This is a genomic window from Paraburkholderia caballeronis, from assembly GCF_900104845.1.
GTDB lineage: Bacteria > Pseudomonadota > Gammaproteobacteria > Burkholderiales > Burkholderiaceae > Paraburkholderia > Paraburkholderia caballeronis.
Genome location: NZ_FNSR01000001.1, coordinates 3,177,300 through 3,203,352 on the forward strand (window position 1 = coordinate 3,177,300; position 26,053 = coordinate 3,203,352).

Below are 26,053 nucleotides of genomic sequence, written 5' to 3' on the forward strand. Positions count from 1 at the left end.
CCGCGACGACGGCAGCCGCCCGCCCAGCCCATCCATAAATGATCTTCGAACGCTCCCTGCAGCGCGAACTCGCGTACACGGCCGGCGCCGTGTTCATGGTTCTGCTCACGATCATGCTGACGACGATGATGATCCGCATCGTCGGCTTCGCTGCGTCCGGCCAGATCGACCCGCGCGACGTGCTGGTCCTGATCGGCCTGACCGTGATCGGCTACATGGCCGTGATGCTGATCGTCACCCTGTTCGTGTCGATCCTGTTCGTGCTCACGCGCTGGTACAAGGATTCCGAAATGGTGGTGTGGCTCGCGTCCGGCGCGAGCCTGACGCGCCTCATCAAGCCGATCGCGATTTTCACGACGCCGATCCTGATCCTCGTCCTCTTTTTCGCATTCATCGGCTGGCCGTGGTCGAACGCGCAGAGCAAGCTGATCCGCCAGCGTTTCCAGCAGCGCGACGAAGTCTCGCTGCTCGCGCCGGGCCAGTTCCGCGAGTCGCCGACCACGCATCGCGTGTTCTTCATCGAGAGCATGTCGCCCGACCAGTCGCGCGTCGAGAACGTGTTCGTGACGAGCACCGAGAACGGCAAGGTCAACGTGATCGTGTCGAAGACCGGCCACACCGAGACGCGCGACAACGGCGACCGCTTCGTCGTGCTCGAAAACGGCCGCCGCTACGACGGCGAGCCGGGCCATCCGGACTTCCGCATCATGGAATTCCAGCGCTACGGCGTGAAGATCCAGAGCCAGCCGGTCGTGCCGGTGCAGACCGCGAGCAGCACGTCGACGCCCGGCCTGCTGCGCTCGCCGACGCCGGACAACCTGGGCGAACTCGCGTGGCGCGCGGGCCTGCCGCTGATCGCGATCAACCTGATGCTGCTCGCGATCCCGCTCGCATACCAGAACCCGCGCCGCAGCCGCACGATCAACCTCGTGATGGCGGTGTTGATCTACCTCACGTACTCGAACCTGCTGAACGTCGTGCAGTCGTGGATCGAGCAGGGCAAGATGTCGTTCGGGCTCGGGCTCGTCGGACTGCACGTCGTCGTGTTCGCGCTTGTCGTGTTCATCTTCTGGCTGCGCGTGCGCAACCGGCCGCTCATTTCGCGCGCGATGTTTTCCCGCGCGTCGCAACGGAGCTGACGGATGCGGATCTACGAACGATACTTCGCGCGTCAGGTCTATCTGACCTTCATCTTCATCCTGTTCGCGTTCTCGGGTCTGTTCTTCTTCTTCGACCTGATCAACGAGCTGAATTCGGTCGGGCACGGCAACTACAAGTTCACGTATGCGGTGCTGCGCGTCGCGCTGCAGACGCCGTCGCGCTTCTACGAAATCATCCCGGTCGCCGCGCTGATCAGCGCGATCTACGTGTTCGCGCAGATGGCCGCGAACTCGGAGTACACGATCTTCCGCGTATCCGGCCTCGCAACCGGCCAGGCGCTGCGCTCGCTGCTGAAGATCGGCATTCCGCTCGTGCTCGTCACGTACCTGATCGGCGAGGTGGTCGGCCCGTACACGGACCAGTTGTCCGAACGCGTGCGGCTCGAAGCGCTCGGCTCGGCGGTCTCGACGAACTTCCAGTCGGGCGTCTGGGTGAAGGACACGCTGAACGCGCGCGCCGACGGCGAGCAGGTCACGCGCTTCGTGAACGTGGGCGAGCTGCAGCCGAATGCGACGATCAGCAACGTGCGGATCTACGAATTCGATTCGCAGTTCCGGCTGTCGAACGTGCGGATCGCGAAAAGCGGCGCTTATCAGCCGCCGGGCCACTGGCTGCTGCGCGACGTCACCGAGACGCAACTGATCGGCGTCGCGCCGCCACAGGGCCAGCCGGTCGATGCGCTGAACCCGGTTTATCGCGCGCAGCAGGTCACGCTGCCCGAATACTCGCTCCGCTCGGAACTGACGCCGCAGATCCTGTCGGTGCTGCTCGTGTCGCCGGACCGGATGTCGATGTTCAACCTGTTCCGCTACATCCAGCACCTGACCGAGAACCACCAGGACACGCAACGCTACGAGATCGCGTTGTGGCGCAAGCTGCTGTATCCGTTCGCGGTGTTCGTGATGCTGGTGCTGTCGCTGCCGTTCGCGTACCTGCATACGCGCGCGGGCGTCGTCGGCGTGAAGGTGTTCGGCGGGATCATGCTCGGGATGAGCTTCCAGCTCGTGAACACGCTGTTCTCGCACATCGGTACACTGAACACGTGGCCCGCGCCGCTCACCGCGGCGACGCCGGGCCTGATCTATCTGGCGCTCGGGCTGATCGGCCTGAAGTGGGTCGACCGGCATTGAGGCCGCGCGTGCGCGCGACCGACCCGCGGCGCGCGACGAACGAGGAGACGGCGACGATGGGCGCGCACGGCATGATCCTGTTCGGCCACGGCGCGCGCGACGCGCGCTGGGCCGAGCCGTTCGAACGGCTCGCCGCGAAGCTCGCCGCCGCGCGCGGCGACAGCGGCCCGGTCGGGCTCGCGTTCCTCGAACTGATGACACCGGATCTGCCGGCGGCGGTCGCCGCCCAGGTCGCGGCCGGCTGCGACACGATCACGGTGATTCCGGTTTTCTTCGGCCAGGGCGGCCACGTGCGGCGCGATCTTCCACAGATCGTCGCGCAGTGCGAAACCGCGCATCCGGGCGTGCGGATACGCTGCGCGGGCGCGGTCGGCGAGGACGACGCGGTGCTCGATGCGGTGGTGAGGTACTGCCTGGAGACGGGTGCGGCGTGATCGACGCGGGCCGTTGCGGCCCGCTTCCGCTGGGCGCTAACGAAGGCTATCGGAGGAGTAACGCTGAATCGGGCAGCGGCGTCTTCGCGACGCCGCCCCGCTCTTGACCGGCCAGGCTCAAGCCGCCGCGCGCCTGCCCTTCTGCTCTTCTTCCTGTTCCTGCTCCGACTCCGCGCCCGCGCGTTCCGCGAACGCGTCGCCGATCATCAGCAGACTCGGCTGCGCCGGGTCGAGCCACGCCTGCGCGTCGCCGGCCGCGAGGCCTGCGAGCGTCAGCGTCAACATCCGTTCGCGGGGCGTGCTGCACGCCTCGACGATCGCGACCGGCGTGCCGCCCGGGCGACCGGCGTCGATCAGTTGCTGCGCGATCTCCGGCGCGCTGTCGCGGCCCATGTAGAACACCAGCGAATCCGCGTTCACCTGCTCGCGAATTTCGTCGGAGTCGGCCGCGCGCGAATGCGTCGCGAGCGCGACGCTGCGCGCGACGCCGCGTAGCGTCAGCGACCGCCGCAGCGAGGCCGCGCTCGCGAGCGCGGCCGTGATGCCCGGCACCACTTCGTACTCGATGCCGGCCGCTTCGAGCGCGCGCATTTCCTCGTCCGCGCGGCCGAACAGCATCGGGTCGCCGCCCTTCAGACGCACGACGACGCCATGCTCGCGCGCCGCATCGACCAGTTGCTTGTTGATGAAATGCTGGGCGGTCGAACGCTGCCCGCACCGCTTGCCGACCGCGATGAACTTCGCGTGCTTCGGCGCATAGTCGAGCATTGCCGGCTCGACCAGCGCGTCGTGCAGCACCACGTCGGCGGCGCCGAGCAGCCGCGCGCCGCGGACCGTAATCAGGTCCGCCGCACCCGGCCCAGCGCCGATCAGATACACCTTGCCCATATGCCTCTGCTGCTTTCGTTGCGTGCCGCGCTCAGGCCGCGAACGCGCGGATCATGCCGGCCGCAACCGTGTGGTGCGTGGCCTCGTCGATCAGCACGAACGCGCCGGTGCCCGGATGCGTATCGTACGCGTCGCAGACGAGCGGCTTCTGCAACGTGAGCGCGACGCGGCCGATGTCGTTCATCGCGAGTTCCTGGCGGTCCGTCGCGTGCGACAGCGTATGCACGTCGAGCACTTCCTTGATCGCGCCGATCCGCGCGAACACCGTGTTCGTCGTCTGTTTCAGCAAATACTTGCGCTGCGTGGACAACGGCTCGTCGTCGAACCAGCACAGGTCCGCTTCGAGCTTCTTCGCCGGCTGCGGAGCATCCGTCGCCGGCACGAACGTGTCGCCGCGCGACACGTCGACGTCTTCCGCAAGGCGGATCGTCACCGTCTGGCCCGCGAACGCGCGGTCCACCGGCGCGGTGCCGCCCGGCACCGGCGCGATGATTTCCGCGACCGTCGCGCTGCGGCCCGCCGGCAGCACGGTGATCGCGTCGCCGAGCTTCACCTCGCCCGACTCGACGCGGCCCATGTAGCCGCGGAAGTCGTCCGCGCTCGCGCCGTCCTGGCGCGCCACCCACTGCACCGGGAAACGCAGCGCGTCGCCGGACGCCTGCCCGACCGGCAGCGCCTCCAGCACGTCGAGCAGCGGCTCGCCAGCGTACCACGGCATCCGCTCGCTCGCGGTCACGATGTTGTCGCCCTTCAGCGCGGACACCGGCACGAACCGCACGTTCGCGAGGCCGAGCTGGCGCGCGAGCGTGACGTACGCGTCGCGGATCTCGTTGAAGCGCGCTTCGCTGTACTCGACGAGGTCCATCTTGTTGATCGCGACGATCACGTGCTGCAGGCCGAGCAGCTTCACGATCGCGCTGTGGCGCTTGGTCTGCGGCAGCAGTTGCGCGACGCCGTCGTCGAACGTGACGCGCGTGGCGTCGATCAGGATGATCGACGCGTGCGCGGTCGACGCGCCGGTCACCATGTTGCGCGTGTACTGCTCGTGGCCCGGCGTGTCGGCAATGATGAACTTGCGCTTCGCGGTCGCGAAATAGCGGTACGCGACGTCGATCGTGATGCCCTGCTCGCGCTCGGCTTCGAGGCCGTCGGTCAGCAGCGACAGGTCGATCTCGTCGCCGACGGTGCGCTTGTTCTTGGCGCGCGACAGCGCCGAAAGCTGGTCGGACAGCACCGCCTTGCTGTCGTACAGCAGGCGGCCGATCAGCGTGCTCTTGCCGTCGTCGACGCTGCCTGCGGTGATGAAGCGAAGCACGCCGAGGTCTTCAGGTTGATGCAGGGTGGTGCTCATGTGAATCGTTCCTCGTGGGCGTTCTTCAGAAATAACCTTGCTTCTTGCGCTGCTCCATCGCGGCCTCGGACGTCTGGTCGTCCATCCGCGTCGCGCCGCGCTCCGTGATCTCGGTCACCGCGGTTTCCGCGATGATCTTCTCGATGCTGTCCGCATCGCTGTCGACCGGGCACGTGCAGCTGATGTCGCCGACCGTGCGGAAGCGCACGAGCGCCGTTTCGCTGGTTTCGCCGTCGCGCATCGGCGTGAGCGGCGTGACCGGCACGAGCAGGCCGTTGCGGCGCACGATCTCGCGCCGGTGCGCGTAGTAGATCGACGGCAGTTCGAGCTTCTCGCGCTCGATGTATTGCCACACGTCCAGCTCGGTCCAGTTCGAGATCGGGAACACGCGCAGATGCTCGCCGTTGTGCAGGCGCGCGTTGTACAGGCTCCACAGTTCCGGGCGCTGCGCCTTCGGGTCCCACTGGCCGAACTCGTCGCGGAACGAGAAGATGCGCTCCTTCGCGCGCGCCTTCTCTTCGTCGCGGCGCGCGCCGCCGATCATCGCGGTGTAGCCGTGCTGCTCGATCGTCTCCAGCAGCGTGACCGCCTGCGCGGCATTGCGCGAGTCGGTCTCGCGGCGCAGGCGCACGGTGCCGCGCCTGATCGAATCCTCGACGTGGCCGATCACGAGCTGCGCGCCGATTTCGGCCGCGCGGCGGTCGCGGAAGTCGATCACCTCGTCGTAGTTGTGGCCGGTGTCGATGTGCACGAGCGGGAACGGCAGCGACGTTTTGCGGTTCGCGCCGAGGCCGAACGCCTTCAGCGCGAGATGCAGCACGACGACCGAATCCTTGCCGCCCGAGAATAGCAGCGCGGGCTTGCTGCATTCGGCGACCAGTTCGCGCAGGATGTGGATCGACTCGGCTTCGAGCCAGTCGAGATGGTCCATCCGGCTCGCCGTTACGTGAAGCGGCGCGTTGTCAACGGAATCGACCGGGGTGCTCATGTTCGGATCCTTCTCTGGATTTGCGCCGCATGGGAACGGCACGGGATGCTTGCTCTACGGGGACGCGCGCGGTGCGCGCGTCCGTTCTGGTTCAGTTGGCCTGCGAGACCTGCGATGCGTCGACGACTGGAATCGCGGAGATCGCGGTGATGTGCAAGCCGCATTCCTTCGTGTCGCGGGACTCCCACCACCAGCGGCCGGCGCGGCTGTCCTCGCCGGGACGCACCGCGCGCGTACACGGCTCGCAGCCGATACTCGGATAACCGCGCGCGTGGAGCGGGTTCACCGGCACGTCGAACGCGCGCAGATACGCCCACACATCGTCCTCGGTCCAGTCCGCGAGCGGATTGAACTTCGCGATGTTGCGCGCGCCGTCGTGCTCTTCCTCGTGCAGTTCCGCGCGCGTCACCGACTGCTCGCGGCGCTGGCCGGTCACCCACGCGCTGACGTCCGAAAGCGCGCGGTTCAGCGGCTCGACCTTGCGGATTTCGCAGCAGCGCTTGCGCAGGTCGATGCTTTCGTAGAACGCGTTCAGGCCGTGCGCCTTCACGTATTCGTCGACCGCATCCGTCTGCGGATGAAACTGCTCGATCTCGTAGCCGTAACGCTCGCGCACACGGTCGATCATGCCGACCGTCTCCGCGTGCAGCCGCCCGGTGTTCAGCGAGAAGATGCCTATTTTCACGCCGCGCGACAGGATCGCGTGCGTGAGCAGCATGTCCTCGGCCGCGAGGCTGCTCGCGAGCTTCACGTTCGCGTGGCGCGCGGCGATCGAGTCGAGCAGCGCGTCGAGACGCCCGATCTTCGCGGCGAGTTCCGGCGCGATCGCTTCGGTGCTCATGCTGCGGCCCGGCGACGGAACAGCGGCGTCGGATCGTCGACGGCGCCCTGATACTTGATGGTGAACTCGCCGAACGCGTTCAGCGCGTCCTGGATGTCCTTGTCCGCGCGCACCGCGAACGCGTCGAAACCGCAGCGTTCGAGGTACAGCAACTGGTCGCGCAGCACGTCGCCGATCGCGCGCAGTTCGCCGTTGTAGCCGTAGCGTTCGCGCAGCAGACGCGCGATCGAATAACCGCGGCCGTCGCGGAACACCGGGAAGTCCACGCCGATCAGCGCGAGGCGATCGAAGTCGTTCGCGAGGTCGGCCGGTTCGCTGTCCGGCGCGAGCCACACGCCGAGTTCGTCGCGGCCCTTCGCGGCGACGAGCGCGTCGCGCGAGCCCTGCCACAGCGCGAGCGGCACGATCACCTTGCCGGCCGGCAGCGCGGCGACTTCGGGCAGCGCGCCGTCGTCGGCGGCGCGCACCACCGTCCACGAATCCTCGACGACGGCGCGGTTCTTGATAATCAACGTCATGACTGTGAATCCTCGGTTCAGGCGTGGGCCGGCTGGCGCGATGCGTACACGCGCTCCTTGAACGGCGCGAGGCCGATGCGGTCGTACGTGTCGATGAAACGCTCGCCGTCGAGACGGTTCTCGACGAACGTGTCGATCACGTTCTGCACGACGTCCGGCATTTCGCCCGCGGAGAACGACGGGCCGATCACGCGGCCGAGGCGCAGGCCGTTCGCGCCGGTGCCCTGCTCGCCGCCGAGCGACACCTGGTACCACTCGGAGCCGTCCTTGTCGACGCCGAGCACGCCGATGTTGCCGACGTGGTGGTGACCGCACGAGTTCATGCAGCCCGAAATGTTCAGCGACACGTCGCCGAGGTCGTACACGTAGTCGAGGTCGCTGAAGCGTTCCTGGATTGCCTGCGCGATCGGAATCGACTTCGCGTTCGCGAGCGAGCAGAAGTCGCCGCCCGGGCACGCGATGATGTCGGTCAAAAGGCCGATGTTCGCGGTCGCGAAACCTTGCTGCTTCGCCGCTTCCCACAGGTCGAACAGGTCGCGCTTCTTCACGTCCGCGAGAATCAGGTTCTGCTCGTGCGACACGCGGATCTGGCCAAACGAATAACGGTCTGCCCAATCGGCGACGGCTTCCATCTGCGCGTCGGTCGCGTCTCCCGGCGCGATGCCGGTCGGCTTCAGCGACAGCGTCACCGACACGTAACCCGGCACGCGGTGCGGACGCACGTTGCGCTCGACCCAGCGCGCGAACGCGCGGTTTTCGAGCAGATGCGTTTCATACGACGCGTCGGTGTCCGGCAGCTTGTCGTACGCGGGCGGCGCGAAGAACTGCGCGACGCGATCGACTTCCGCCTGGGTCAGCGTGGACGGGCCGTCCTTCAGGTGCTGCCATTCCTCTTCGACCTGCTGCGCAAACTTCTCCGGCGACAGCGCCTTCACGAGAATCTTGATGCGCGCCTTGTACAGGTTGTCGCGGCGGCCGTAGCGGTTGTACACGCGCAGCACGGCTTCGCAGTAGGTCAGCAGATGCTGCCACGGCAGGTCGCGCTTGATGATCGAACCGACGATCGGCGTGCGGCCGAGGCCGCCGCCCGCGAGGATCGACGCGACGACTTCGCCCTGCGCGTTGCGGTCCAGATAGACGCCGAGGTCGTGCATCTGCACGGCCGCGCGGTCCTCTTTCGAGCCGGACACGGCGATCTTGAACTTGCGCGGCAGCCACGCGAATTCCGGGTGGAACGTCGACCACTGGCGCAGGATCTCGGACCACGGACGCGGGTCGATCACCTCGTCGGGCGCGACGCCCGCGAACTGGTCGGCGGTGATGTTGCGGATGCAGTTGCCCGACGTCTGGATGCCGTGCATCTGCACCGACGCGAGCTTTTCGAGGATCTCGGGCGTCTCTTCGAGCTTGATCCAGTTGTACTGGATGTTCGTGCGCGTCGAGAAATGGCCGTAGCCGCGGTCGTGCTCGCGCGCGATGTGGGCGAGCATGCGCATCTGGTCGCTGCGCAGGTTGCCGTACGGAATCGCGATGCGGTGCATGTACGCGTGGCGCTGCATGTACAGGCCGTTCTGCAGGCGCAGCGGGCGGAACTCTTCTTCGCTCAATTCGCCCGACAGCCGGCGGCGGACCTGGTCGCGGTATTGCGCGACGCGTTCGTCGACGATGGTCTGGTCGTACTGATCGTATTGGTACATTCGGGGACCCCAGGGTTTTATCACTCGCGGCGTTCCGGTTACGCCACGCTCCGACAGCCTCCGCCATCGCGAAAGACCACCTTAGACCAGGCGATCATTTGCTAATGACGAAAACAGATATCCATATTGGAAAAGTTGGGGGAATCGTAATAAACTCCCTTTATATTTCAAACGACTTAAAAATTCTGTTGATATGCCAAGGGGTTATATATGAACCTGCATCAATTCCGGTTCGTTCGGGAGGCCGTGCGGCAGAACTTCAACCTCACCGAAGCCGCCAAAGCGCTGCATACGAGCCAGCCGGGCGTCTCCAAGGCAATCATCGAACTGGAAGACGAACTCGGGGTCGAGATCTTCACCCGCCATGGCAAGCGCGTTCGGTCCCTCACCGAGCCGGGACGCATCATACTCGCGTCCGTCGAACGGATCCTGCAGGAAGTCGAAAGCCTGAAGCGCGTCGGCAAGGACTTCGCGGCGCAGGACCAGGGCAACCTGATTATCGCGGCCACCCACACGCAGGCGCGCTACTCGCTGCCCGCCGCGATCGCCGAATTCAAGCGGCGCTTTCCGAAGGTGCATCTTTCGATCCTGCAGGGCAGTCCCACGCAGGTCGCGGAAATGGTAATCCATGACCAGGCGGACCTCGCGATCGCCACCGAGGCGATCGCGAACTACAAGGAACTGGTGTCGCTGCCGTGCTTCACCTGGCACCACGTCGCGGTGATGCCCGCCGACCATCCGCTTCTGGACCGCAAGCCGCTGTCGCTCGACGACCTCGCGCAATACCCGCTGATCACCTACGACAACGCATTCGCCGGCCGCACGAAGATCAACGACGCGTTCCGGCTGCGCGGACTCTCGCCGGACATCGTGCTCGAAGCGATCGACGCCGACGTGATCAAGACCTACGTCGAACTCGGGATGGGCGTCGGCATCATGGCCGACATCGCGTTCAACGCGGAACGCGACCGCCACCTGCGCGCGATCCCGGTCGGCCATCTGTTCGGCAGCAACCTGACGCGGGTCGCGCTGAAGCAGGGCGCGTATCTGCGCAGTTACGTGTACACGCTGGTCGAGCTGCTGTCGCCGAGCCTGAACCGCAAGCTGATCGAACAGGCGCTCAAAGGCGAACACGAAAGCTACGAGCTTTGAGCGCCGCACCTCGTCACCCCACGCCGTAACGCCACACCTCGTCGGACCGGAAAGCCATACCCACAACCACCGCTATTTCTTCTCGCCGGAGATCCTTGATGACGCCCCACCCGTTCCTGCGCCCGCTCGTCGCCGCGGCCGCGCTCGTTGTCGCCACCGTCGCGCACGCCGACCTGAAGGTCGGCATCGACCTGTCGAGCACCGGCCCCGCGGCCGCGATCGGCATCACGAGCAAGAATGCCGTGCTGATGTGGCCCGCGACGATCGCCGGGCAGAAAGCCGACTACATCGTGCTCGACGACGGTTCGGACCCGGGCGCGGCGGTGCGCAACATCCACAAGCTGATCAACGAGGACCACGTCGACGTGATCGTCGGGCCGAACATCACGCCGGCCGCGCTCGCGGCGCTCGACCCGGTCGCGCAGAGCAAGACGCCGATGATCACGCTGGTCGGCTCGGCGTCGGTGGTCGAGCCGCAGCAGGGCGCGCGCACGTGGGCGTTCAAGATGGCCCAGACGGACAACGCGATGGCCGAGGTGATGACCCGCTACATGGCGAACCACAACGTGAAGACGGTCGGCTTCATCGGCTTCGCGGACAGCTACGGCGACAGCTGGCTGAACGCGTTCACGACGTTCGCCGCGCTGCGGCACATCCAGGTCGTCGCGGCCGAGCGGTTCAACCGGACCGACGCGAGCGTGACCGGCCAGGTGCTGAAACTGATCGCCGCGAAGCCGGACGCGGTGCTGATCGCGGGCGCCGGCACGCCGACCGTGCTGCCGCAGCGCGCGCTGGTCGAGCGCGGGTTCAAGGGGCCGATCTATCAGACGCACGGAATCGCGACGCCGGAATTCATCAAGCTCGGCGGCAAGGACGTCGAGGGCACGCTGTTCCCGACCCAGCCGGTGGTCGTCGCGCGGACGCTGCCCGCCGACCATCCGTCGAAGCGCGCGGCGCTCGCGTTCGTCGATGCGTACGAGGCGAAGTACGGCGCCGGCTCGGTCACGCAGTTCGCCGGCGACGCGGCCGGCGTCTATCCTCGCTTGCAGGACGCGGTGACCCGCGCGCTAAAAACCGCGCAGCCGGGAACCGAAGCGTTCCGCGTCGCGCTGCGCAACGAACTGGAAACCGCGCACGAACTCGTCGTGCCGAACGGCGTCGTCAACACGACGGCGAAGGACCACGTCGGGCTCGACCAGCGCGCGAGCGTGATGGGCGTGATCCGCGACGGGAAGTTCGTTTATCTGAGCCAGTAAGTGGTCCACCCGCCCGGCGCGTTCAGCCCTTCGCGCCGGGCCACTGCTGCGCGCCGTGCAGGATGCGCAGTATGCGCACCTCATCGGCCGCAATCCGGTAGACGACGATGAACGGCGTCTCGCAGATCACCAGTTCCCGCGTGCCGGCGACCCGCCCGAGCCGGCCCAGTTGCGGAAACCGCGCCAGCAACCGGATCTGATCGGCGATCCGCTCGTCGATCAACTCCGCCGCGCGCGGACTCTCCGCCTCGGCGAAGTCGAAGATGGCGTCGCGCTCGGCCAGCGCGCGCGCCGACCAGCCGACCCTCAAGCCTTTTCCTCGCCGCCGGCATCATCGCCATTTCGGCCAGCCGCACGCCGCGCCGCAGCGCGCCGCGCCGCGAAATGCACTTCGACGTTCTCCGCAGGAACCGCCGGACGCGGATCGTCCAGCGCTTCCTGCACCTTCGCGCGGAACCATGCGTCGTAAGTCTGCGGATCGACCGCGAAGTCGAACGGCAACGCGCCCTCGTTGGCCACCCGCGTGAGCAGAATCCGCACCGCGTCGGACACCGTCAGCCCCATCCTGTCGAGCACGGCTGCCGCGCGCTCCTTCAGTTCCGGATCGATTCTTACCTGTACCAATGCGCTAGCCGCCATGACCATGCTCCTGTGCGTGGACGAGGCGATATTGTAATTCATTTGCATGACTTCAGGACCCTCATGGATGTTGATCGGGATACCTGAAGTGTGCGCGGGGCCACGCGTGCTGTTGAGTCGCCCTTTCGGCTAACGATGCGGTTGAAGGAGCGGCTGCCACGCTCCATCGGCGGCGCTGCTCGCCAGCACCGCCGCGATGAACCGCAACCCGTCCACCCCGTCGTCGACCGTCGTCAGCAGCCGGCTTTCCGGCGGCGGCTCAAGGCCCGCGTCGTACGCGCGGATCTGCAATGCCGCGTCGCGGTACAACTGCGCGAACGCCTCCAGATACCCTTCCGGATGCCCCGCCGGCACCCGCGTCGCATGCAGCGCCTCGGCGCCCGGCACGCGGCCGCGCGTCAACCGCTGCGCCGCGCCGCCCTGCGGCGTGAACCACAGTTCGTTCGGCTGCTCCTGATCGAACGCGATGGCCGCCTTCGTGCCGAACACCCGGAGCCGCAGCGCGTTCTCCGCGCCGCTCGCGACCTGGCTCGCCCACAGCATCCCGCGCGCGCCGCCCGGATAACGCAGCATCGCGTGCACGTGATCGTCGACGCGCCGCCCCGCGACGAACGTATGCACGTCCGCCGACACCGCCGACGGCGCGAGCCCGCTGACGAACGCCGCCAGTTGATACGCATGCGTGCCGATATCGCCGAGACAACCCGCCGGCCCCGCGAGCGCCGGGTCGGTGCGCCAGCCCGCCTGCCGGTTCGCGCCGTCGCGCTCCACCGGCGTCGCGAGCCAGTCCTGTGCATATTCGACCTGCACGATCCGCACGTCGCCGATCTCGCCCGCCTCGACTATCTGCCGCGCATGCCGCACCAGCGGATAACCGGAGTACGTGTGCGTGAGCGCGAACACGCGACGCGCGACGCGCGCATGCTTCGCGAGCGCCTCGCCTTCCTCGACCGACACCGCGAGCGGCTTGTCGCAGATCACGTGGATACCCGCGTCCAGGAACGCATGCGCGATCGGCGCATGCAGATGATTCGGCGTGACGATCGCGACCGCGTCGATCCCGTCGTCGCGCGCCCGCTCGACGCGCGCCATCTCGCGCCAGTCCGCATAACTGCGTTCGAGGCCGATCGCTTCGGCGCTCGCCTGCGCGCGCGCCGGATCGGACGACAGCGCGCCCGCGACGAGTTCGAAACAGTCGTCGAGCCGCGCGGCGATCCGGTGCACCGCGCCGATGAACGCGCCCTGTCCGCCGCCGACCATCCCGAGCCTGAGCCTTCGTGTCATGACCGTTCTCCTCGCGCGCCGCGATTACAGCCCGAGCAGACCGCGCAGCTTGGCGCGATCGACGCCGCTGCCCGCGAAATCGTCGAACGCATGGTCGGCCACGCGAATGAGATGCCGCCGGATGAACTCGACGCCCTCGCGCGCGCCGTCGTGCGGATGCTTCAGCGCGCATTCCCATTCGAGCACTGCCCAGCCCGGATAGTCGTACTGCGCGAGCTTCGAGAAGATCGCGCCGAAATCGACCTGTCCGTCCCCGAGCGACCGGAAGCGCCCCGCGCGCTCCACCCAGCCGCCGTACCCGCCATACACGCCCTGCCGGCCGTCCGGCCGGAACTCCGCGTCCTTCACATGGAACGCCTTGATCCGCGCGTGATAGCGGTCGATGAACGCGAGGTAGTCGAGCTGCTGCAGCACGAAGTGGCTCGGGTCGTACAGGATGTTCGCGCGCGGATGGTCGTCGACGACCGCGAGAAACCGCTCGAACGTAACGCCGTCGTGCAGGTCCTCGCCCGGGTGCAGTTCGTAGCAGACGTCGACGCCTGCCGCGTCGAACGCATCGAGGATCGGCCGCCAGCGGCGCGCGAGTTCGTCGAACGCGGTCTCGATCAGCCCGGCCGGCCGCTGCGGCCACGGATACAGATACGGCCACGCGAGCGCGCCGGAAAACGTCGCGTGCGCGCTCAGCCCGAGGCGCTGCGACGCGCGCGCGGCCAGCTTCATCTGCGCGACCGCCCACGCGGTGCGCGCGTCGCGGTCGCCACGCACGTGCGGCGCGGCAAAACCGTCGAACAGCGCGTCGTAGGCCGGATGCACGGCGACGAGCTGCCCTTGCAGATGCGTCGCGAGTTCGGTGATCGCGACACCCGCGTCGTCGGCGACGCGCCGCAGGTCGTCGCAATACGCATCGCTCGACGCCGCCTGTTCGAGGTCGATCAGCCGCGGATCGGCCGGCAACTGCACGCCCTCGTAGCCGAGCCGCCCGGCCCATTCGGCAAGGTGCGCGAAGCTGTCGAACGGCGCGTCGTCGCCGACGAACTGCGCGAGGAAGATCGCCGGCCCCTTGATCGTTTTCATCGCACGAAGTCCTCTCGTGAACGCCGCGCGCGCTGGCGGCGCGCGGCCCGGTTGACGAAGGCGCGCCCCCTCTATCGCGCGCCGCGCCCGTTCATCCGCCCGCTACGGCATTCAGAACGGAGAGTCGGGGAAGTAGAACTGCTGCGCGTTGTCCTTCGTGATGAGCACCGACGGGATGATCGTCGTCGCCGGCAGCGACTGTCCCTTCAGCCGCGCCTCGGCGGTCAGCTTCACCGCGTCGTAGATGAACTTCGGCGAATACGACACGTCCGCGCGCACCAGCGGGTCGCCGTCCATCACGCGCTTGACCATCTCCTTCGACCCCGCGCCGCCGAACACCACCTTCACGTCGCTGCGCTTCGCCTGGTCGATCGCCTTCAGCACGCCGACCGCCATGTCGTCGTCGGCGGCCCACACCGCGTCGATGTGCCTGAAGCGCGTCAGGTAGTCCTGCATCGTGCGGAACGCGTCGTCGCGGTTCCAGTTCGCGTACTTCGCATCGAGAATCCGGATGTCCGGATAGTTCTTCAGCGCCGCCGTGAACGCGGTCCAGCGTTCGTTGTCGAGCGTGGTCGGAATGCCGCGCAGCGCGACGATGTCGCCCTTGCCGTTCAGCGTCTTCGCGAGATATTCGGCCGGGATCCGGCCGAACGCGGTGTTGTCGCCGGCGACGTAGGCGTCCTGCGCGCTCTTGTCGGTAAGCCCGCGGTCCACGACGGTCACGTAGACGCCCCTCTTCTTCACCTGCGCGACCGGCTGCGTCAGCGACGCGGACTCGTACGGAAAGATCACGAGCGCGTTGATGTGGTTGACCGTCACGAGATCCTGCAGCTGGTTCGCCTGGTCCGGCGCGTTCGCGGCGGTCTTCACGATCACCTTCAGGTCCGGGTGAGCTTTCTCCAGATCGCTCTTCGCCTGGTTCGCCCACCAGACGATGCCGCCGGTGAAGCCATGGTCGGCGGTCGGGATCGCGACGCCGAGCGTGACCTTGTCGTCGGCGTGCGCGACGCCCGCGCCGAGCGTCGCCGCGACGCCGACTGCCAGCGCGCCCTGGCCGATCCGCGTGATCCATCCCGTGGTCCGCGAGTTCTTCTTCATGGTGCTGTCTCCTGAGATGCGGGCGCGGCGCGCCCGCCGGTGTGGATGTCGTCTCCTCCTGCTACTGCGTCACTGCATTGCTGCAATCCGTCCGCGCGCGGCCCCGCCAAAGCAGGCGCGCCTACCGCCGCCCGCGCTGCAAAAACGCGACCGCGATGATCGCGACGCCCTGCACGGCCGCGTTCAGATACACGCTGATGATGCTGGTGAGATTGAGGATGTTCGCGATCACCGACAGCAGCACCGCGCCGACGACCGTCCCCGACACGCGCCCCTCGCCGCCCTTCAGCGCGGTCCCGCCGACCACGACCGCCGCGATCGCCTCCAGCTCCCACAGCAGGCCGGTGGTCGGCGTCGCGGAGCCGAGGCGGGGCACGTACAGCACCGTTGCGACGCCGACGCAGACGCCGAGCAGCACGTAGGTCGCGCACTTCACGCGATCGACGCGGATCGCCGCGTAGCGCGCGACCTGCTCGTTCGAGCCGATCGCCTGCACGTGCCGGCCGAACGCGGTGCGATTCAGGATCAGCGCGCCGCCGGCCGCGACGACCGCGAACACCCAGACCGGCACCGGCACGCCGAACAGGCTCGCGTAATAGACCGGCCCATACAGATCGGACAGATCGTTCTGCAGCGTCAGCGCGCCGCCGTCCGCGAGCCATGTGAGCACCGAGCGGAAGATGCCGAGCGTGCCGAGCGTCACGATGAACGGCTCGATGCGGCCTTTGGTGATCAGCAGCCCGTGTGCGAGCCCGAACAGCCCGCCGAGCGCCAGTGCGAGCACGATGCCGAGCGCGACGATCGTGAGCGGCGCGAACCCATGGCCGCCGAGACCGGCCGCGAGTGCGTTCATCGCCCAGATCATCGTGCCGGCGATCAGCGCGGCCATCGAGCCGACCGACAGGTCGATCCCGCCCGAGATGATCACGAAGGTCATCCCGACCGCGATGATCCCGATGAACGACGTGCGCGTCAGCACGTTCAGCAGGTTGTCGACGGTCGCGAAGTCGCGGTTCAGCAGCGTGCCGAGCACGCACAGCGCGATCAGGCCGGCGAGCGGCCCGATGCCCGCGAGCCGGTGGACAGCGACGAGCACGCGGCGCGGCCGGCCGCCCGCTTCAGTGGGTGCCGGTTGCATGGGCGATCAGCTCCTCTTCGGTCAGATGGTCGCGGCCGGGCGTCGCGACGAGCCGTCCCGCGCGCATCACCGCGACGCGATGCGACAGTCCGATCAGTTCGATCAGTTCGGACGAGATCACGATCACCGCGCGGCCCGACGCCGCGAGCCGGTGGATCAGGAAATAGATGTCGCGCTTCGCGCCGACGTCGACGCCGCGCGTCGGTTCGTCGAGCACGATGACGCGCGGGTCCGGCTGCAGGAACTTCGCGAGCGCGAGCTTCTGCTGGTTGCCGCCGGACAGCATCCGCGCGCGGCTCGCGAGGTCGCCGGTGCGGATGCCGAATTCGCGCACCGCCGTTTCCAGCGCGCGGCGGCCGGCCTTCAGGTCGATCAGCGGCGTGCCGTAGCGTTCGAGCGTCATCAGCGTCAGGTTGTCCTGCAGGCTCAGGTTCATGTGCAGCCCCTTGCCCTTGCGGTCCTCGCTCAGGTACGTGAGGCCTGCGCGCATCGCGTCGCGCGGATGCGCGAGCCGCAGCGCGCGCCCGCCGAGCTCGATCGTCCCCGCGCTGCGGCGGCGCAGCCCGACGATCGCCTCGAACGCCTCGGTGCGTCCCGCGCCGACGAGGCCCGCGAAGCCGAGCACCTCGCCCGCGCGCACGTCGAAGCTCAGGTCCTCGACCCAGCCCGGCACCGACAGGCCGGTCACTTTTAATGCGACCGGCGCGTCGGGCGGCGCGGCGCCTTTCTCCGGGAACATGTCCGACACGTCGCGCCCGACCATCAGGTTCGCCATCTGCTGACGCGCGAGGCCGGCGGTCGCGCTCGCCGCGACGAAGCGGCCGTCGCGCATCACGACCACGTCGTCGGTGATCCGCTCGACCTCGTCGAGCTTGTGCGAGATGTAGACGATCGTCACGCCGTCCGCGCGCAGCTTCGTCATCAGCGCGAACAGCCGCTCGGTCTCGGACGGCGTGAGCGTCGCGGTCGGCTCGTCCATGATGAGCAGACGCGCGTGGCGCGACAGCGCCTTCGCGATCTCGACCAGTTGCTTCTCCGCGACGATCAGGTCGCGCACCTTCGTATCCGGGTCGCGCGAAAGGCCGACCGACGCGAGCAGTTGCCGCGCGTCGCGGCGCATCGCGGTGTCGTCGAGCAGCAGGCCGCGCCGCTTTTCGTGGCCGAGGAAGATGTTCTGCGCGATCGTCAGATGCTCGGCCAGATTGAACTCCTGATGGATCAGCACGATGCCGGCCGCCTCGGCGTCGCGCGAGCCGTCGAAGCGGCGCGCGTGGCCGTCGACGATCAGTTCGCCGCCGCTCGCTTGCTCGTAGCCGGCGAGGATCTTCATCAGCGTGGACTTGCCCGCGCCGTTCTCGCCGAGCAGCCCGTGGATGCGCGCGGGCCCAAGCTCGAAGCTCACGCCGTGCAGCACGCGCACCGGGCCGAAGTCCTTGCGGATGTCGTTGAAACGGATGGCGACGCTCATCGGCGGCCGCTCCTCCTGGTGGGTCGTTCGTGCGCGGGAACGGCGGGCGGCGGCTTCACGCCGAAGCCGCCGCCCGCGCATCGTGCCGCGGGTCTCCTTGCTGCGAGCGGTGCTGCTGGCGGCGACCGGTTCGTTGCCGGTCGGCCTGCTTGTGTCTTTGTCGATGTGTCTATGCGCGGCTGCTTCGCTTCGAAGCCGCCGCTAGCGCATCGTGCTGCCAGCCTCCTTGCTGCGATGAGTGCGGCCTGCGGCGACCGTTCGTTGCCTGTCGGCCTGCCTATGTCTCTGTCGACATACCCGCGCGTGGCCGCTTCGCTTCCAAACCGCCGCCCGCGCGTCGTGCTGCGTGTCTCGTCGCTTCCATGAACGCCGCTAACGGCGACCGGTTCGTCCTGCCTATGTCTTTGCCGATCCATCCGTGCGTAACCGCCTTGCTTCGAAGCCGCCGCTCATCACCCGCTCCCGCGCACGACCAGCCGATGCGGCAGCAGCACGCCCGGCACGCTCGCGCGCGGATCGGCAAGCCGTTGCAGCAACAGCCGCGCGGCGGTCTCGCCCAGTTCGCGCATCGGCTGCGCGATCGTCGTCAGCGGCGGGTCGATCTGCGCGGACAGCGCGAGGTCGTCGAAGCCGACCACCGCGACGTCGTCCGGCACGCGCCGCCCGACGCCGCGCAAGCCGTTGATCACGCCGACCGCGAGCGTGTCCGACACCGCGAAGATCGCGTCGGGCGCTTCGCCGTCGCGCACCAGCGCGGCGGCGGCCTTCGCGCCCGCGTCGTAGTCGAGGCAATGGACGTCCACGCGCCATGCGTCGCGCGCATCGAGGCCCGCGTCGCGCAGCGCGTCCAGATAACCGTCGCGGCGCTGCTGCGCGTACAGGTAATGCTCGTCCGAGTTGATCAGCGCGATCCGCCGGCGGCCGCGCGCGATCAGGTGCCGCACCGCATCGCCGGCCGCGCGGTAGTTGTCGATGCCGACGTACGGCACGCCGACGGCCGGATCGAACTCGCAGCAGGCGACCCACGGCAGCGCCGTCGATTCGGCGGCGAGCGCGTGCTGGACCGTCGCCGGGTCGAGGCAGATCGCGCCGTCCGCGCGATGCCGCCGCAGCAGGTCGAAATAACTGCGCTCGCGGCCCTCGTCCGCGCCGGTGTCGCACAGCAGCATGAAGTAGCCGTGCTGCCGCGCGAGCGCGTCGATCCCGCGCACGATCTCCGCGTAGAACGGGTTGCCGAAGTCCGGCACCATCGTCAGCAGCAGGCGGCTCTCGGCGGTGCGCAGGTTGCGCGCGAGTTCGTTCACGCGATAGCCGCTCGCCTCGACCTCCGCGAGCACGCGCTCGCGCGTCGCCGGCCGCACGTTCGCGTGGCCGTTCAGCACCCGCGACACCGTCGCCACCGACACGCCGGCGCGCTGCGCGACGCCGGCGATCGAGCCGCCGTGCGCGGGGGCCGCTCCCGCCGCCGTGGCGGTGACAGCATCAGCGTCAGCGGCCTGCGAGACTGGCGTGGAAGCGGATACTCCGCGTTGCGGTTGAGCGGCCATGGGAGCGGAATCGCGGCGTTTTGGCGTCGTCGGAATGTAATCGATTACATTTTTGGTCGGCGCGAGCCGAAACTTCAAGGCCCGCGACGCCAGGACAAACACTGATCCGCCTGCGCGGTCCGGCTGCCCGCGGGGGCGCGCCATCCGGAACCGCTTTGATACAATCGCACGGTTCGCGCGAGGCGGCGTCCGTCCGCGCGGCCCGCACGCAGATCGCGGCGGCGCGAAGCCTTCACGGCCGGCGCCGGACTGCGGCGCGCGCGCCGCGGCCGGAGCGCGTCCCGACGCATTCGAACCGATTTCGACCTGATTTCGAACCACCACGCCGAGTCACCATGAACATCGAACAAGCGCGTTTCAACATGATCGAACAGCAGATCCGTCCCTGGGAAGTGCTCGACCAGGACGTGCTGAATCTGCTGTCGATCGTCAAGCGTGAGCAATTCGTCCCCGAGGTCTATGCGGACCTCGCGTTCGCCGACCTCGAAATTCCGCTGCCGAACGGCCAGCACATGCTCGCGCCGCGCGTCGAGGCGCGCGTGCTGCAGGAACTGACGGTGAAGAAGCACGAAAGCGTGCTGGAGATCGGCGCGGGATCGGGTTACATGGCGGCGCTGCTCGCGCATCGCGCACAGCAGGTGCTGACCGTCGAGATCGACATCGAACTGGCCGAATTCGCGCGCCGGAACCTGGCGAAGAACGGCATCGTGAACGCGGAAGTCGCACAGGGCGACGGCGCGCGCGGCTGGGCCGCGAGCGCGCCGTACGACGTGATCTGCGTGTCCGGCGGCCTGCCGGTCGTGCCGCAGGAACTGCTGGAACAGCTGAAGATCGGCGGCCGCCTCGCCGCATTCGTCGGCACCGCGCCGGTGATGGAAGCGCAGATCATCACGCGGATCGACGACAAGCAATACCGGATCGCGGTCGTGTTCGAAACCTACGTCGAGCCGCTGCAGAACGCGCTGCAGCCGCCGCGCTTCCGCTTCTGACCTTCTGACGCTCCCCCGTCCGCGCCGGGTTCCGCCCGGCCGGCCGCCCCGTTTGCCCATCCGAGTTTCCCGAATGCAGAACCTGACCGCTCCCGCCCTGGCCGAATGGCTCGCCGATCAATCGCGCGCCGCGCCCGTGCTGCTCGACGTACGCGAGCCGTGGGAAATCGAAACCGCGAAGATCGCCGGCTGCGTGTCGATCCCGATGCGCGAGATTCCCGCGCGCAGCGAGGAACTGGACGACGACGCGCAGATCGTCTGCGTGTGCCATCACGGCGCACGCAGCGCGCAGGTCGCGATGTTCCTCGAATCGCGCGGCTTCACGAAGGTGTTCAACCTGCAAGGCGGGATCGACGCGTGGTCGCGCCAGGTCGATCCGGCCGTCCCGACGTACTGAAGTCCCGCGAGGGTTCGCGCGATTTCATTTCACCGGCGCAGCGCGCGGCTCATGCCGCCGCGCTGCGCCGCGTCCTTCGCCCCCTTTCGTCACTCCACTTCCTTCAGCACCTGCGCGACGGTCGAGAAGATCTCGCCAAGCTGCGCTTCGTCGACGATCAGCGGCGGCGAGAACGCCAGAATGTCGCCGGTGTAGCGCGTCAGCACGCCCTTCTGATAGCAGCGCACGAACACCTCGTACGCACGCGCGCCCGGCGCGCCTTCGCGCGACTGCAACTCGACGCCGCCGACCAGCCCGAGGTTGCGCACGTCGATCACGTGCCGCTCGCCGCGCAGCTTGTGAATCGCTTCCTCGAATAGCGGCGCCATCTGCGCCGCGCGCTCGAACAGTCCCTCGCGCTCATACAGGTCGATCGTCGCGCACGCGGCCGCGACCGCGACCGGATGCGCGGAGTACGTATAGCCGTGGAACAGTTCGATGCCGGCCGGCGCGCCGTCGACGATCGTGTCGTGGACGCGCCTGCTCGCAGCCACCGCGCCGAGCGGCGCGGCGGCGTTGTTGGTGCCTTTCGCCATCGTCAGCAGGTCCGGCGTCACGCCGAAGTAGTTCGCCGCGAACGGCGCGCCGAGCCGCCCCCAGCCGGTGATCACCTCGTCGAAGATCAGCAGGATGCCGTGCCGGTCGCAGATCTCGCGCAGCCGTTGCAGATAACCCTGCGGCGGGATCAGCACGCCGGTCGAGCCGGCGACCGGCTCGACGATCACGGCCGCGATCGTCGACGCGTCGTGCAGCGTGACGAGCCGCTCCAGTTCGTCCGCCAGATGCGCGCCCCACGCGGGCTGCCCTTTCGAGAACGCGGTCTCGCGCAGATTCAGCGTATGCGGCAGATGATCGACGGACGGCAGCAGTTGCCCCGAGAACGCCTTGCGGTTCGGCGCGATCCCGCCGACCGAAATGCCGCCGAAACCGACGCCGTGATAACCGCGCTCGCGGCCGATCAGACGCGTGCGCTGGCCTTCGCCGCGCGCGCGGTGATACGCGAGCGCGATCTTCAGCGCGGTATCGACCGCCTCCGAGCCCGAGTTCGTGAAGAAGATGTGCTTCAGGTCGCCCGGCGTGTGCTTCGCGATCTTCGTCGCGGCCTCGAACGCCTTCGGGTGGCCCATCTGGAACGTCGGCGCGAAATCCATCTCCGCGGCCTGCGCCTGCACCGCGGCGACGATCTCGTCGCGGCAGTGACCGGCGTTCACGCACCACAGCCCCGCGGTGCCGTCGAGAATCCGGCGGCCGTCGTGCGACGTGTAGTACATCCCCTTCGCGCTGACGAGCAAGCGCGGCGCGCTCTTGAACTGGCGGTTCGCGGTGAACGGCATCCAGAACGCGGACAGGTCGGGCAGGTTCACATCGGACTTCGCGGGACTGGCACTCATCTGCATCTCCTTCGCGGATCGTGACGATCGTGGCGATCGTGACTGACGGTGGACGAAGGCGCCGCTGTAGGCGCCGCCGTTTCAGTGTAGGCGCAGCGGCGCGCGCATGCACAACGATGCAGCGCGGCCGCGTCCGATGCACCCGCAAGCATCGCGGCGACGTCGGACGCACCCCGCCGCAGCCTCGCCGCAGGCCGCTGCGGTGCGTGCGGTAGCGCACTAACCGCTTACGCACTGCGGCGAGGCAATGCGCCCGAAGCTGCATCCGCATGCACCACTTTCGCGCGAAACCGTTTTCGGCGACGCGCCGCCGTGCGCGAACGCCGCAGCCGCCGCGCCGCTTCCCCGCACGCATCGCGCATATTTACGAGACAGGGGCCGGATTGGCACAGGCCTTGCAGTAACGGCACGGCAAGACAGGCATAAAAACGGGCGGCGCGCCAACGACACCGACACGCACGCATGAGGCCCGCGAGTTCACCCATCCATCGTCAAGGGGAAACACATGAAACGTCGTAGTCTGCTGAAACTGGGGACCATGTCCGGTGCGCTGGCCGCCGCGGGCCGCGTGCCGTTCGCACACGCCGCCGATTCCGGCAGCGGGCCGATCAAGGTTGGCATCCTGCACTCCCTGTCGGGCACGATGGCCATTTCGGAGACGTCGCTGAAGGACACGGCGCTGATGACGATTGCCCAGATCAACGCGGCAGGCGGCGTGATGGGCCGGCAGCTCGAACCGGTCGTCGTCGACCCGGCATCGAACTGGCCGCTCTTCGCCGAAAAGGCGCGTCAGCTGATTTCGCAGGACAAGGTCGCGGTCGTGTTCGGCTGCTGGACGTCGGTGTCGCGCAAGTCGGTGCTGCCCGTGTTCGAGGAACTGAACGGCCTGCTGTTCTATCCGGTGCAGTACGAAGGCGAAGAAATGTCGCGCAACGTGTTCTACACGGGCGCCGCGCCGAACCAGCAGGCGATTCCCGCCACCGAATACCTGATGAGCGCCGAAGGCGGCGGCGCGAAGCGCTTCTTCCTGCTCGGCACCGACTACGTGTATCCGCGCACGACCAACAAGATCCTGCGTTCGTTCCTGCACTCGAAGGGCGTGCAGGACGCCGACATCCAGGAGGTCTACACGCCGTTCGGCCACAGCGACTACCAGACCATCGTCGCGAACATCAAGACGTTCTCGCAGAGCGGCAAGACCTGCGTGATCTCGACAATCAACGGCGACTCGAACGTGCCGTTCTACAAGGAACTCGGCAACCAGGGGCTGAAGGCGACCGACGTACCGGTGGTCGCGTTCTCGGTCGGCGAGGAAGAACTGCGCGGCATCGACACCAAGCCGCTGGTCGGCAACCTGGCCGCGTGGAACTACTTCATGTCGCTGCGCAATCCGGAGAACACGAAGTTCAAGGCCATGTTCGCGGACTGGGTGAAGAAGAACAACCTGCCGGGCGGATCGAAGCGCGTGACGAACGATCCGATGGAGGCGACGTTCGTCGGCATCCACATGTGGAAGCAGGCGGTCGAGAAGGCGAAGAGCACGGACGTCGACAAGGTGCGCGTCGCGATGATCGGGCAGAAGTTCGCCGCGCCGTCGGGCTTCACGCTGGAGATGGACGGCAACCACCACCTGCACAAGCCGGTGATGATCGGCGAAGTGCGCGCGGACGGCCAGTTCAACGTCGTGTGGCGCACCAAGACGACGATCCGCGCGCAGCCGTGGAGCCCGTTCATCCCGGGCAACGAGAGCAAGCCGGACGTCGTCAGTTCGACTGTGCTTCCCGCGTTCCTGCGCCGCTCGCGCGTAGCCTGACGGGACGCGCGGGGCGCGCACGGCAGTCGTTGCGACCGCCGTGCGCGCCCCGCGCCCCGCCCGCCTCCCCGGGGCCGCCGCCCCGCCAGGCCTTCCGGTCCTCTCGATGAAGAACATCATGGTGCACTCACTGACGACCCTGGCGACGCGCGGCAGCCGCGCCGCGCTCTGCGCATTCGCGCTGCTGTGCGGGCTCGCGCCAGGCGCGCACGCGCTCGAAAGCGCGGACGTCGCGCCGCTCGCGGGCGACGACTTCGATGCGAAGTCCGTCGCGATCGACAATCTGATCGCGACGCACGACGCCGCGTCGCTCGCGCTGCTGAAGGCGCTCGCCGACGACACCGTCGCCGCGACCGATGCGGGCGAAGTGCTGATCCAGGACGGCGACGCCGCGCGCGACGCGGCGACCGGCAAGCCGGTCGCCGCCGACGTCGCCGCGAGCGCGCAGCCGATCACGCTGAACAACCTGCTGCGCTCGAAGGTGGCCGGCGCGGTGTCGGGGCTGCAGCTGTCGTCGCCGGACGTCGAGATGCGCCGCGCGGCGGTCGCGGCACTGCTGAAAAATCCCGATCCGGCGATGAAGCCGATGATCGACGCGGCGCGCGCGAAGGAAACCGATCCCGCGCTGAAAAAACGCCTCGACACGCTATGGGCGATGACGGCGCTGCACAACCCGGACGCCGCGACGCGCCTCGAAGCGGTGAAGCTCGTCGCCGCGCGCCACGACCTCGACATGTACGAACTGCTGCGCCCGCTCGTCGCGAAGTCGTCGACCGGCGCATGGAACGAAGCCGACCCGCAGGTCCGCGCGGCCGCGCAACAGGGCATCGACGCGCTCGACAGCCTCCAGCGCCGCAGCCAGATCGCCGGCACGCTGTTCGCCGGGCTGTCGCTCGGCAGCGTGCTGCTGCTCGCGGCGCTCGGCCTCGCCATCACGTACGGGCTGATCGGCGTCATCAACATGGCGCACGGCGAATTCCTGATGATCGGCGCGTATGCGACCTACGTCGTGCAGACGCTCGTGCAGCACTACGCGCCGCGCGCGTTCGACTGGTATCCGCTCGCCGCGATCCCCGCGTCGTTCGTCGCGGCCGCGCTGGTCGGCATGGTGATCGAGCGGCTCGTGATCCGCCATCTGTACGGCCGCCCGCTGGAGACGCTGCTGACCACGTTCGGCATCAGCCTGATCCTGATCCAGGCGACGCGGATGCTGTTCGGCGCGCAGAACGTGCAGGTCGAAAATCCGTCGTGGATGAGCGGCGGCGTCACGGTGATGCCGAGCCTGATCCTGCCGTACAACCGCATCGCGATCCTCGCGTTCTCGCTGATCGTCGTCGGCATCGCGTGGACGGTGCTGACCAAAACCCGGCTCGGCCTGTTCGTGCGCGCGGTCACGCAGAACCGCCGGATGGCCGCGTGCGTCGGCGTAAAGACCGCGCGCGTCGACTCGTATGCGTTCGCGTTCGGCGCGGGCATCGCGGGCCTCGGCGGCTGCGCGCTGTCGCAGATCGGCAATGTCGGCCCGGACCTCGGCCAGAGCTACATCATCGACTCGTTCATGGCGGTCGTGCTCGGCGGCGTCGGCCAGCTCGCCGGCACGGTGATCGGCGGCTTCGGCCTCGGGCTCGTCAGCAAGGCGATCGAGCCGTTCTGGGGCGCGGTGCTCGCGAAGATCGCGGTGCTCGTGCTGATCGTGCTGTTCATCCAGAAGCGGCCGCAGGGGCTCTTTGCCCTGAAGGGCCGCAGCGCGGAGGCTTGAA

Annotated in this window: 24 protein-coding genes; 9 read left to right on the top strand and 15 right to left on the bottom strand. The window is 67.9% G+C overall.

Annotation, left to right across the window (positions count from 1 at the left end):
- The first annotated feature begins 38 nt into the window (after nt 1–38).
- From lptF to BLV92_RS14190, 3 genes are read left to right on the top strand one after another with little or no spacing between them, the layout of a single operon-like run.
- Complete coding sequence (gene lptF, locus BLV92_RS14180; protein ID WP_090545868.1) at nt 39–1,139, top strand: LPS export ABC transporter permease LptF; 1,101 nt, start codon at nt 39–41, stop codon at nt 1,137–1,139.
- 3 nt (nt 1,140–1,142) lie between these two features.
- Nucleotides 1,143–2,291 carry an LPS export ABC transporter permease LptG gene (gene lptG / locus BLV92_RS14185; protein ID WP_090545870.1) on the top strand — a complete coding sequence of 383 codons (1,149 nt, stop codon included), beginning with the start codon at nt 1,143–1,145 and terminating at the stop codon, nt 2,289–2,291.
- A 56-nt stretch (nt 2,292–2,347) separates the two neighbouring features.
- Nucleotides 2,348–2,725 (top strand): sirohydrochlorin chelatase, encoded by a 378-nt coding sequence (locus BLV92_RS14190; RefSeq protein ID WP_090547094.1) that lies wholly within the window; start codon nt 2,348–2,350, stop codon nt 2,723–2,725.
- A gap of 117 nt (nt 2,726–2,842) precedes the next feature.
- On the opposite strand, the gene cobA is transcribed toward BLV92_RS14190, so the two are convergent.
- The 6 genes from cobA to BLV92_RS14220 all read right to left on the bottom strand — a co-directional run bounded on the left by cobA (nt 2,843) and on the right by BLV92_RS14220 (nt 9,008).
- Complete coding sequence (cobA, locus tag BLV92_RS14195; protein ID WP_090545872.1) at nt 2,843–3,613, bottom strand: uroporphyrinogen-III C-methyltransferase; 771 nt, start codon at nt 3,611–3,613, stop codon at nt 2,843–2,845.
- Between the two features lie 31 nt (nt 3,614–3,644).
- Nucleotides 3,645–4,964, bottom strand: a complete 1,320-nt coding sequence (locus BLV92_RS14200; protein ID WP_090545874.1) for a sulfate adenylyltransferase subunit 1 — start codon at nt 4,962–4,964, stop codon at nt 3,645–3,647.
- A gap of 25 nt (nt 4,965–4,989) precedes the next feature.
- Nucleotides 4,990–5,952, bottom strand: coding sequence for a sulfate adenylyltransferase subunit CysD (cysD, locus tag BLV92_RS14205; RefSeq protein WP_090545876.1), 963 nt, complete (start codon nt 5,950–5,952; stop codon nt 4,990–4,992).
- Nucleotides 5,953–6,043: 91 nt separating this feature from the next.
- Complete coding sequence (locus tag BLV92_RS14210) at nt 6,044–6,793, bottom strand: phosphoadenylyl-sulfate reductase (RefSeq protein ID WP_090545877.1); 750 nt, start codon at nt 6,791–6,793, stop codon at nt 6,044–6,046.
- Nucleotides 6,790–7,311, bottom strand: coding sequence for a DUF934 domain-containing protein (locus BLV92_RS14215; protein ID WP_090545879.1), 522 nt, complete (start codon nt 7,309–7,311; stop codon nt 6,790–6,792). Before BLV92_RS14215 ends, BLV92_RS14210 begins: the two co-directional genes overlap by 4 nt.
- Before the next feature lie 17 nt (nt 7,312–7,328).
- Complete coding sequence (locus tag BLV92_RS14220) at nt 7,329–9,008, bottom strand: nitrite/sulfite reductase (protein ID WP_090545881.1); 1,680 nt, start codon at nt 9,006–9,008, stop codon at nt 7,329–7,331.
- 210 nt (nt 9,009–9,218) lie between these two features.
- Here BLV92_RS14220 and BLV92_RS14225 point away from each other — a divergent pair, with 210 nt between their 5' ends.
- Nucleotides 9,219–10,160 (top strand): CysB family HTH-type transcriptional regulator, encoded by a 942-nt coding sequence (locus BLV92_RS14225; RefSeq protein WP_090545883.1) that lies wholly within the window; start codon nt 9,219–9,221, stop codon nt 10,158–10,160.
- A 98-nt stretch (nt 10,161–10,258) separates the two neighbouring features.
- The gene (locus BLV92_RS14230; protein ID WP_090545885.1) at nt 10,259–11,416 is read left to right on the top strand and encodes an ABC transporter substrate-binding protein; all 1,158 of its coding nucleotides are present in this window, start codon (nt 10,259–10,261) and stop codon (nt 11,414–11,416) included.
- Between the two features lie 22 nt (nt 11,417–11,438).
- On the opposite strand, the gene BLV92_RS14235 is transcribed toward BLV92_RS14230, so the two are convergent.
- From BLV92_RS14235 to BLV92_RS14270, 8 genes are all read right to left on the bottom strand, one after another.
- Nucleotides 11,439–11,726, bottom strand: coding sequence for a type II toxin-antitoxin system RelE/ParE family toxin (locus tag BLV92_RS14235; RefSeq protein WP_090545887.1), 288 nt, complete (start codon nt 11,724–11,726; stop codon nt 11,439–11,441).
- Complete coding sequence (locus BLV92_RS14240) at nt 11,723–12,055, bottom strand: type II toxin-antitoxin system RelB/DinJ family antitoxin (protein WP_090547095.1); 333 nt, start codon at nt 12,053–12,055, stop codon at nt 11,723–11,725. The genes BLV92_RS14235 and BLV92_RS14240 overlap by 4 nt, the downstream gene beginning before the upstream one ends.
- A 129-nt stretch (nt 12,056–12,184) precedes the next feature.
- The gene (locus tag BLV92_RS14245) at nt 12,185–13,339 is read right to left on the bottom strand and encodes a Gfo/Idh/MocA family protein (RefSeq protein ID WP_244283796.1); all 1,155 of its coding nucleotides are present in this window, start codon (nt 13,337–13,339) and stop codon (nt 12,185–12,187) included.
- Nucleotides 13,340–13,363: 24 nt separating this feature from the next.
- Entirely contained in the window at nt 13,364–14,413 is a 1,050-nt protein-coding gene (locus BLV92_RS14250) for a sugar phosphate isomerase/epimerase family protein (RefSeq protein WP_090545891.1), read from the bottom strand.
- A gap of 111 nt (nt 14,414–14,524) precedes the next feature.
- On the bottom strand, nt 14,525–15,511 hold the full coding sequence (locus tag BLV92_RS14255) for a substrate-binding domain-containing protein (protein ID WP_090545893.1): 987 nt from the start codon (nt 15,509–15,511) through the stop codon (nt 14,525–14,527).
- Nucleotides 15,512–15,632: 121 nt separating this feature from the next.
- A complete protein-coding gene (locus tag BLV92_RS14260) occupies nt 15,633–16,649 on the bottom strand; it encodes an ABC transporter permease (protein ID WP_090545895.1) in 1,017 nt (338 codons plus the stop codon).
- Nucleotides 16,630–18,117: a sugar ABC transporter ATP-binding protein gene (locus BLV92_RS14265; protein ID WP_090545897.1), complete on the bottom strand. Its 1,488-nt coding sequence runs from the start codon at nt 18,115–18,117 to the stop codon at nt 16,630–16,632. The genes BLV92_RS14260 and BLV92_RS14265 overlap by 20 nt, the downstream gene beginning before the upstream one ends.
- A gap of 452 nt (nt 18,118–18,569) precedes the next feature.
- A complete protein-coding gene (locus BLV92_RS14270) occupies nt 18,570–19,664 on the bottom strand; it encodes a LacI family DNA-binding transcriptional regulator (RefSeq protein ID WP_090545899.1) in 1,095 nt (364 codons plus the stop codon).
- Between the two features lie 335 nt (nt 19,665–19,999).
- Between BLV92_RS14270 and BLV92_RS14275 the strand changes: the two genes are divergently transcribed.
- Nucleotides 20,000–20,653: a protein-L-isoaspartate O-methyltransferase family protein gene (locus tag BLV92_RS14275; RefSeq protein WP_090545901.1), complete on the top strand. Its 654-nt coding sequence runs from the start codon at nt 20,000–20,002 to the stop codon at nt 20,651–20,653.
- A 73-nt stretch (nt 20,654–20,726) separates the two neighbouring features.
- The gene (locus BLV92_RS14280) at nt 20,727–21,050 is read left to right on the top strand and encodes a rhodanese-like domain-containing protein (RefSeq protein ID WP_090545903.1); all 324 of its coding nucleotides are present in this window, start codon (nt 20,727–20,729) and stop codon (nt 21,048–21,050) included.
- Between the two features lie 89 nt (nt 21,051–21,139).
- On the opposite strand, the gene aptA is transcribed toward BLV92_RS14280, so the two are convergent.
- Nucleotides 21,140–22,480: an omega-aminotransferase AptA gene (aptA, locus tag BLV92_RS14285; RefSeq protein WP_090547096.1), complete on the bottom strand. Its 1,341-nt coding sequence runs from the start codon at nt 22,478–22,480 to the stop codon at nt 21,140–21,142.
- A gap of 505 nt (nt 22,481–22,985) precedes the next feature.
- On the opposite strand from aptA, the gene urtA reads away from it, so the two are divergent.
- Both urtA and urtB read left to right on the top strand, forming a co-directional pair.
- Nucleotides 22,986–24,293, top strand: coding sequence for an urea ABC transporter substrate-binding protein (urtA, locus tag BLV92_RS14290; protein WP_090545904.1), 1,308 nt, complete (start codon nt 22,986–22,988; stop codon nt 24,291–24,293).
- Between the two features lie 118 nt (nt 24,294–24,411).
- Entirely contained in the window at nt 24,412–26,052 is a 1,641-nt protein-coding gene (urtB, locus tag BLV92_RS14295) for an urea ABC transporter permease subunit UrtB (protein WP_090547098.1), read from the top strand.
- Nucleotide 26,053 lies beyond the last annotated feature (1 nt).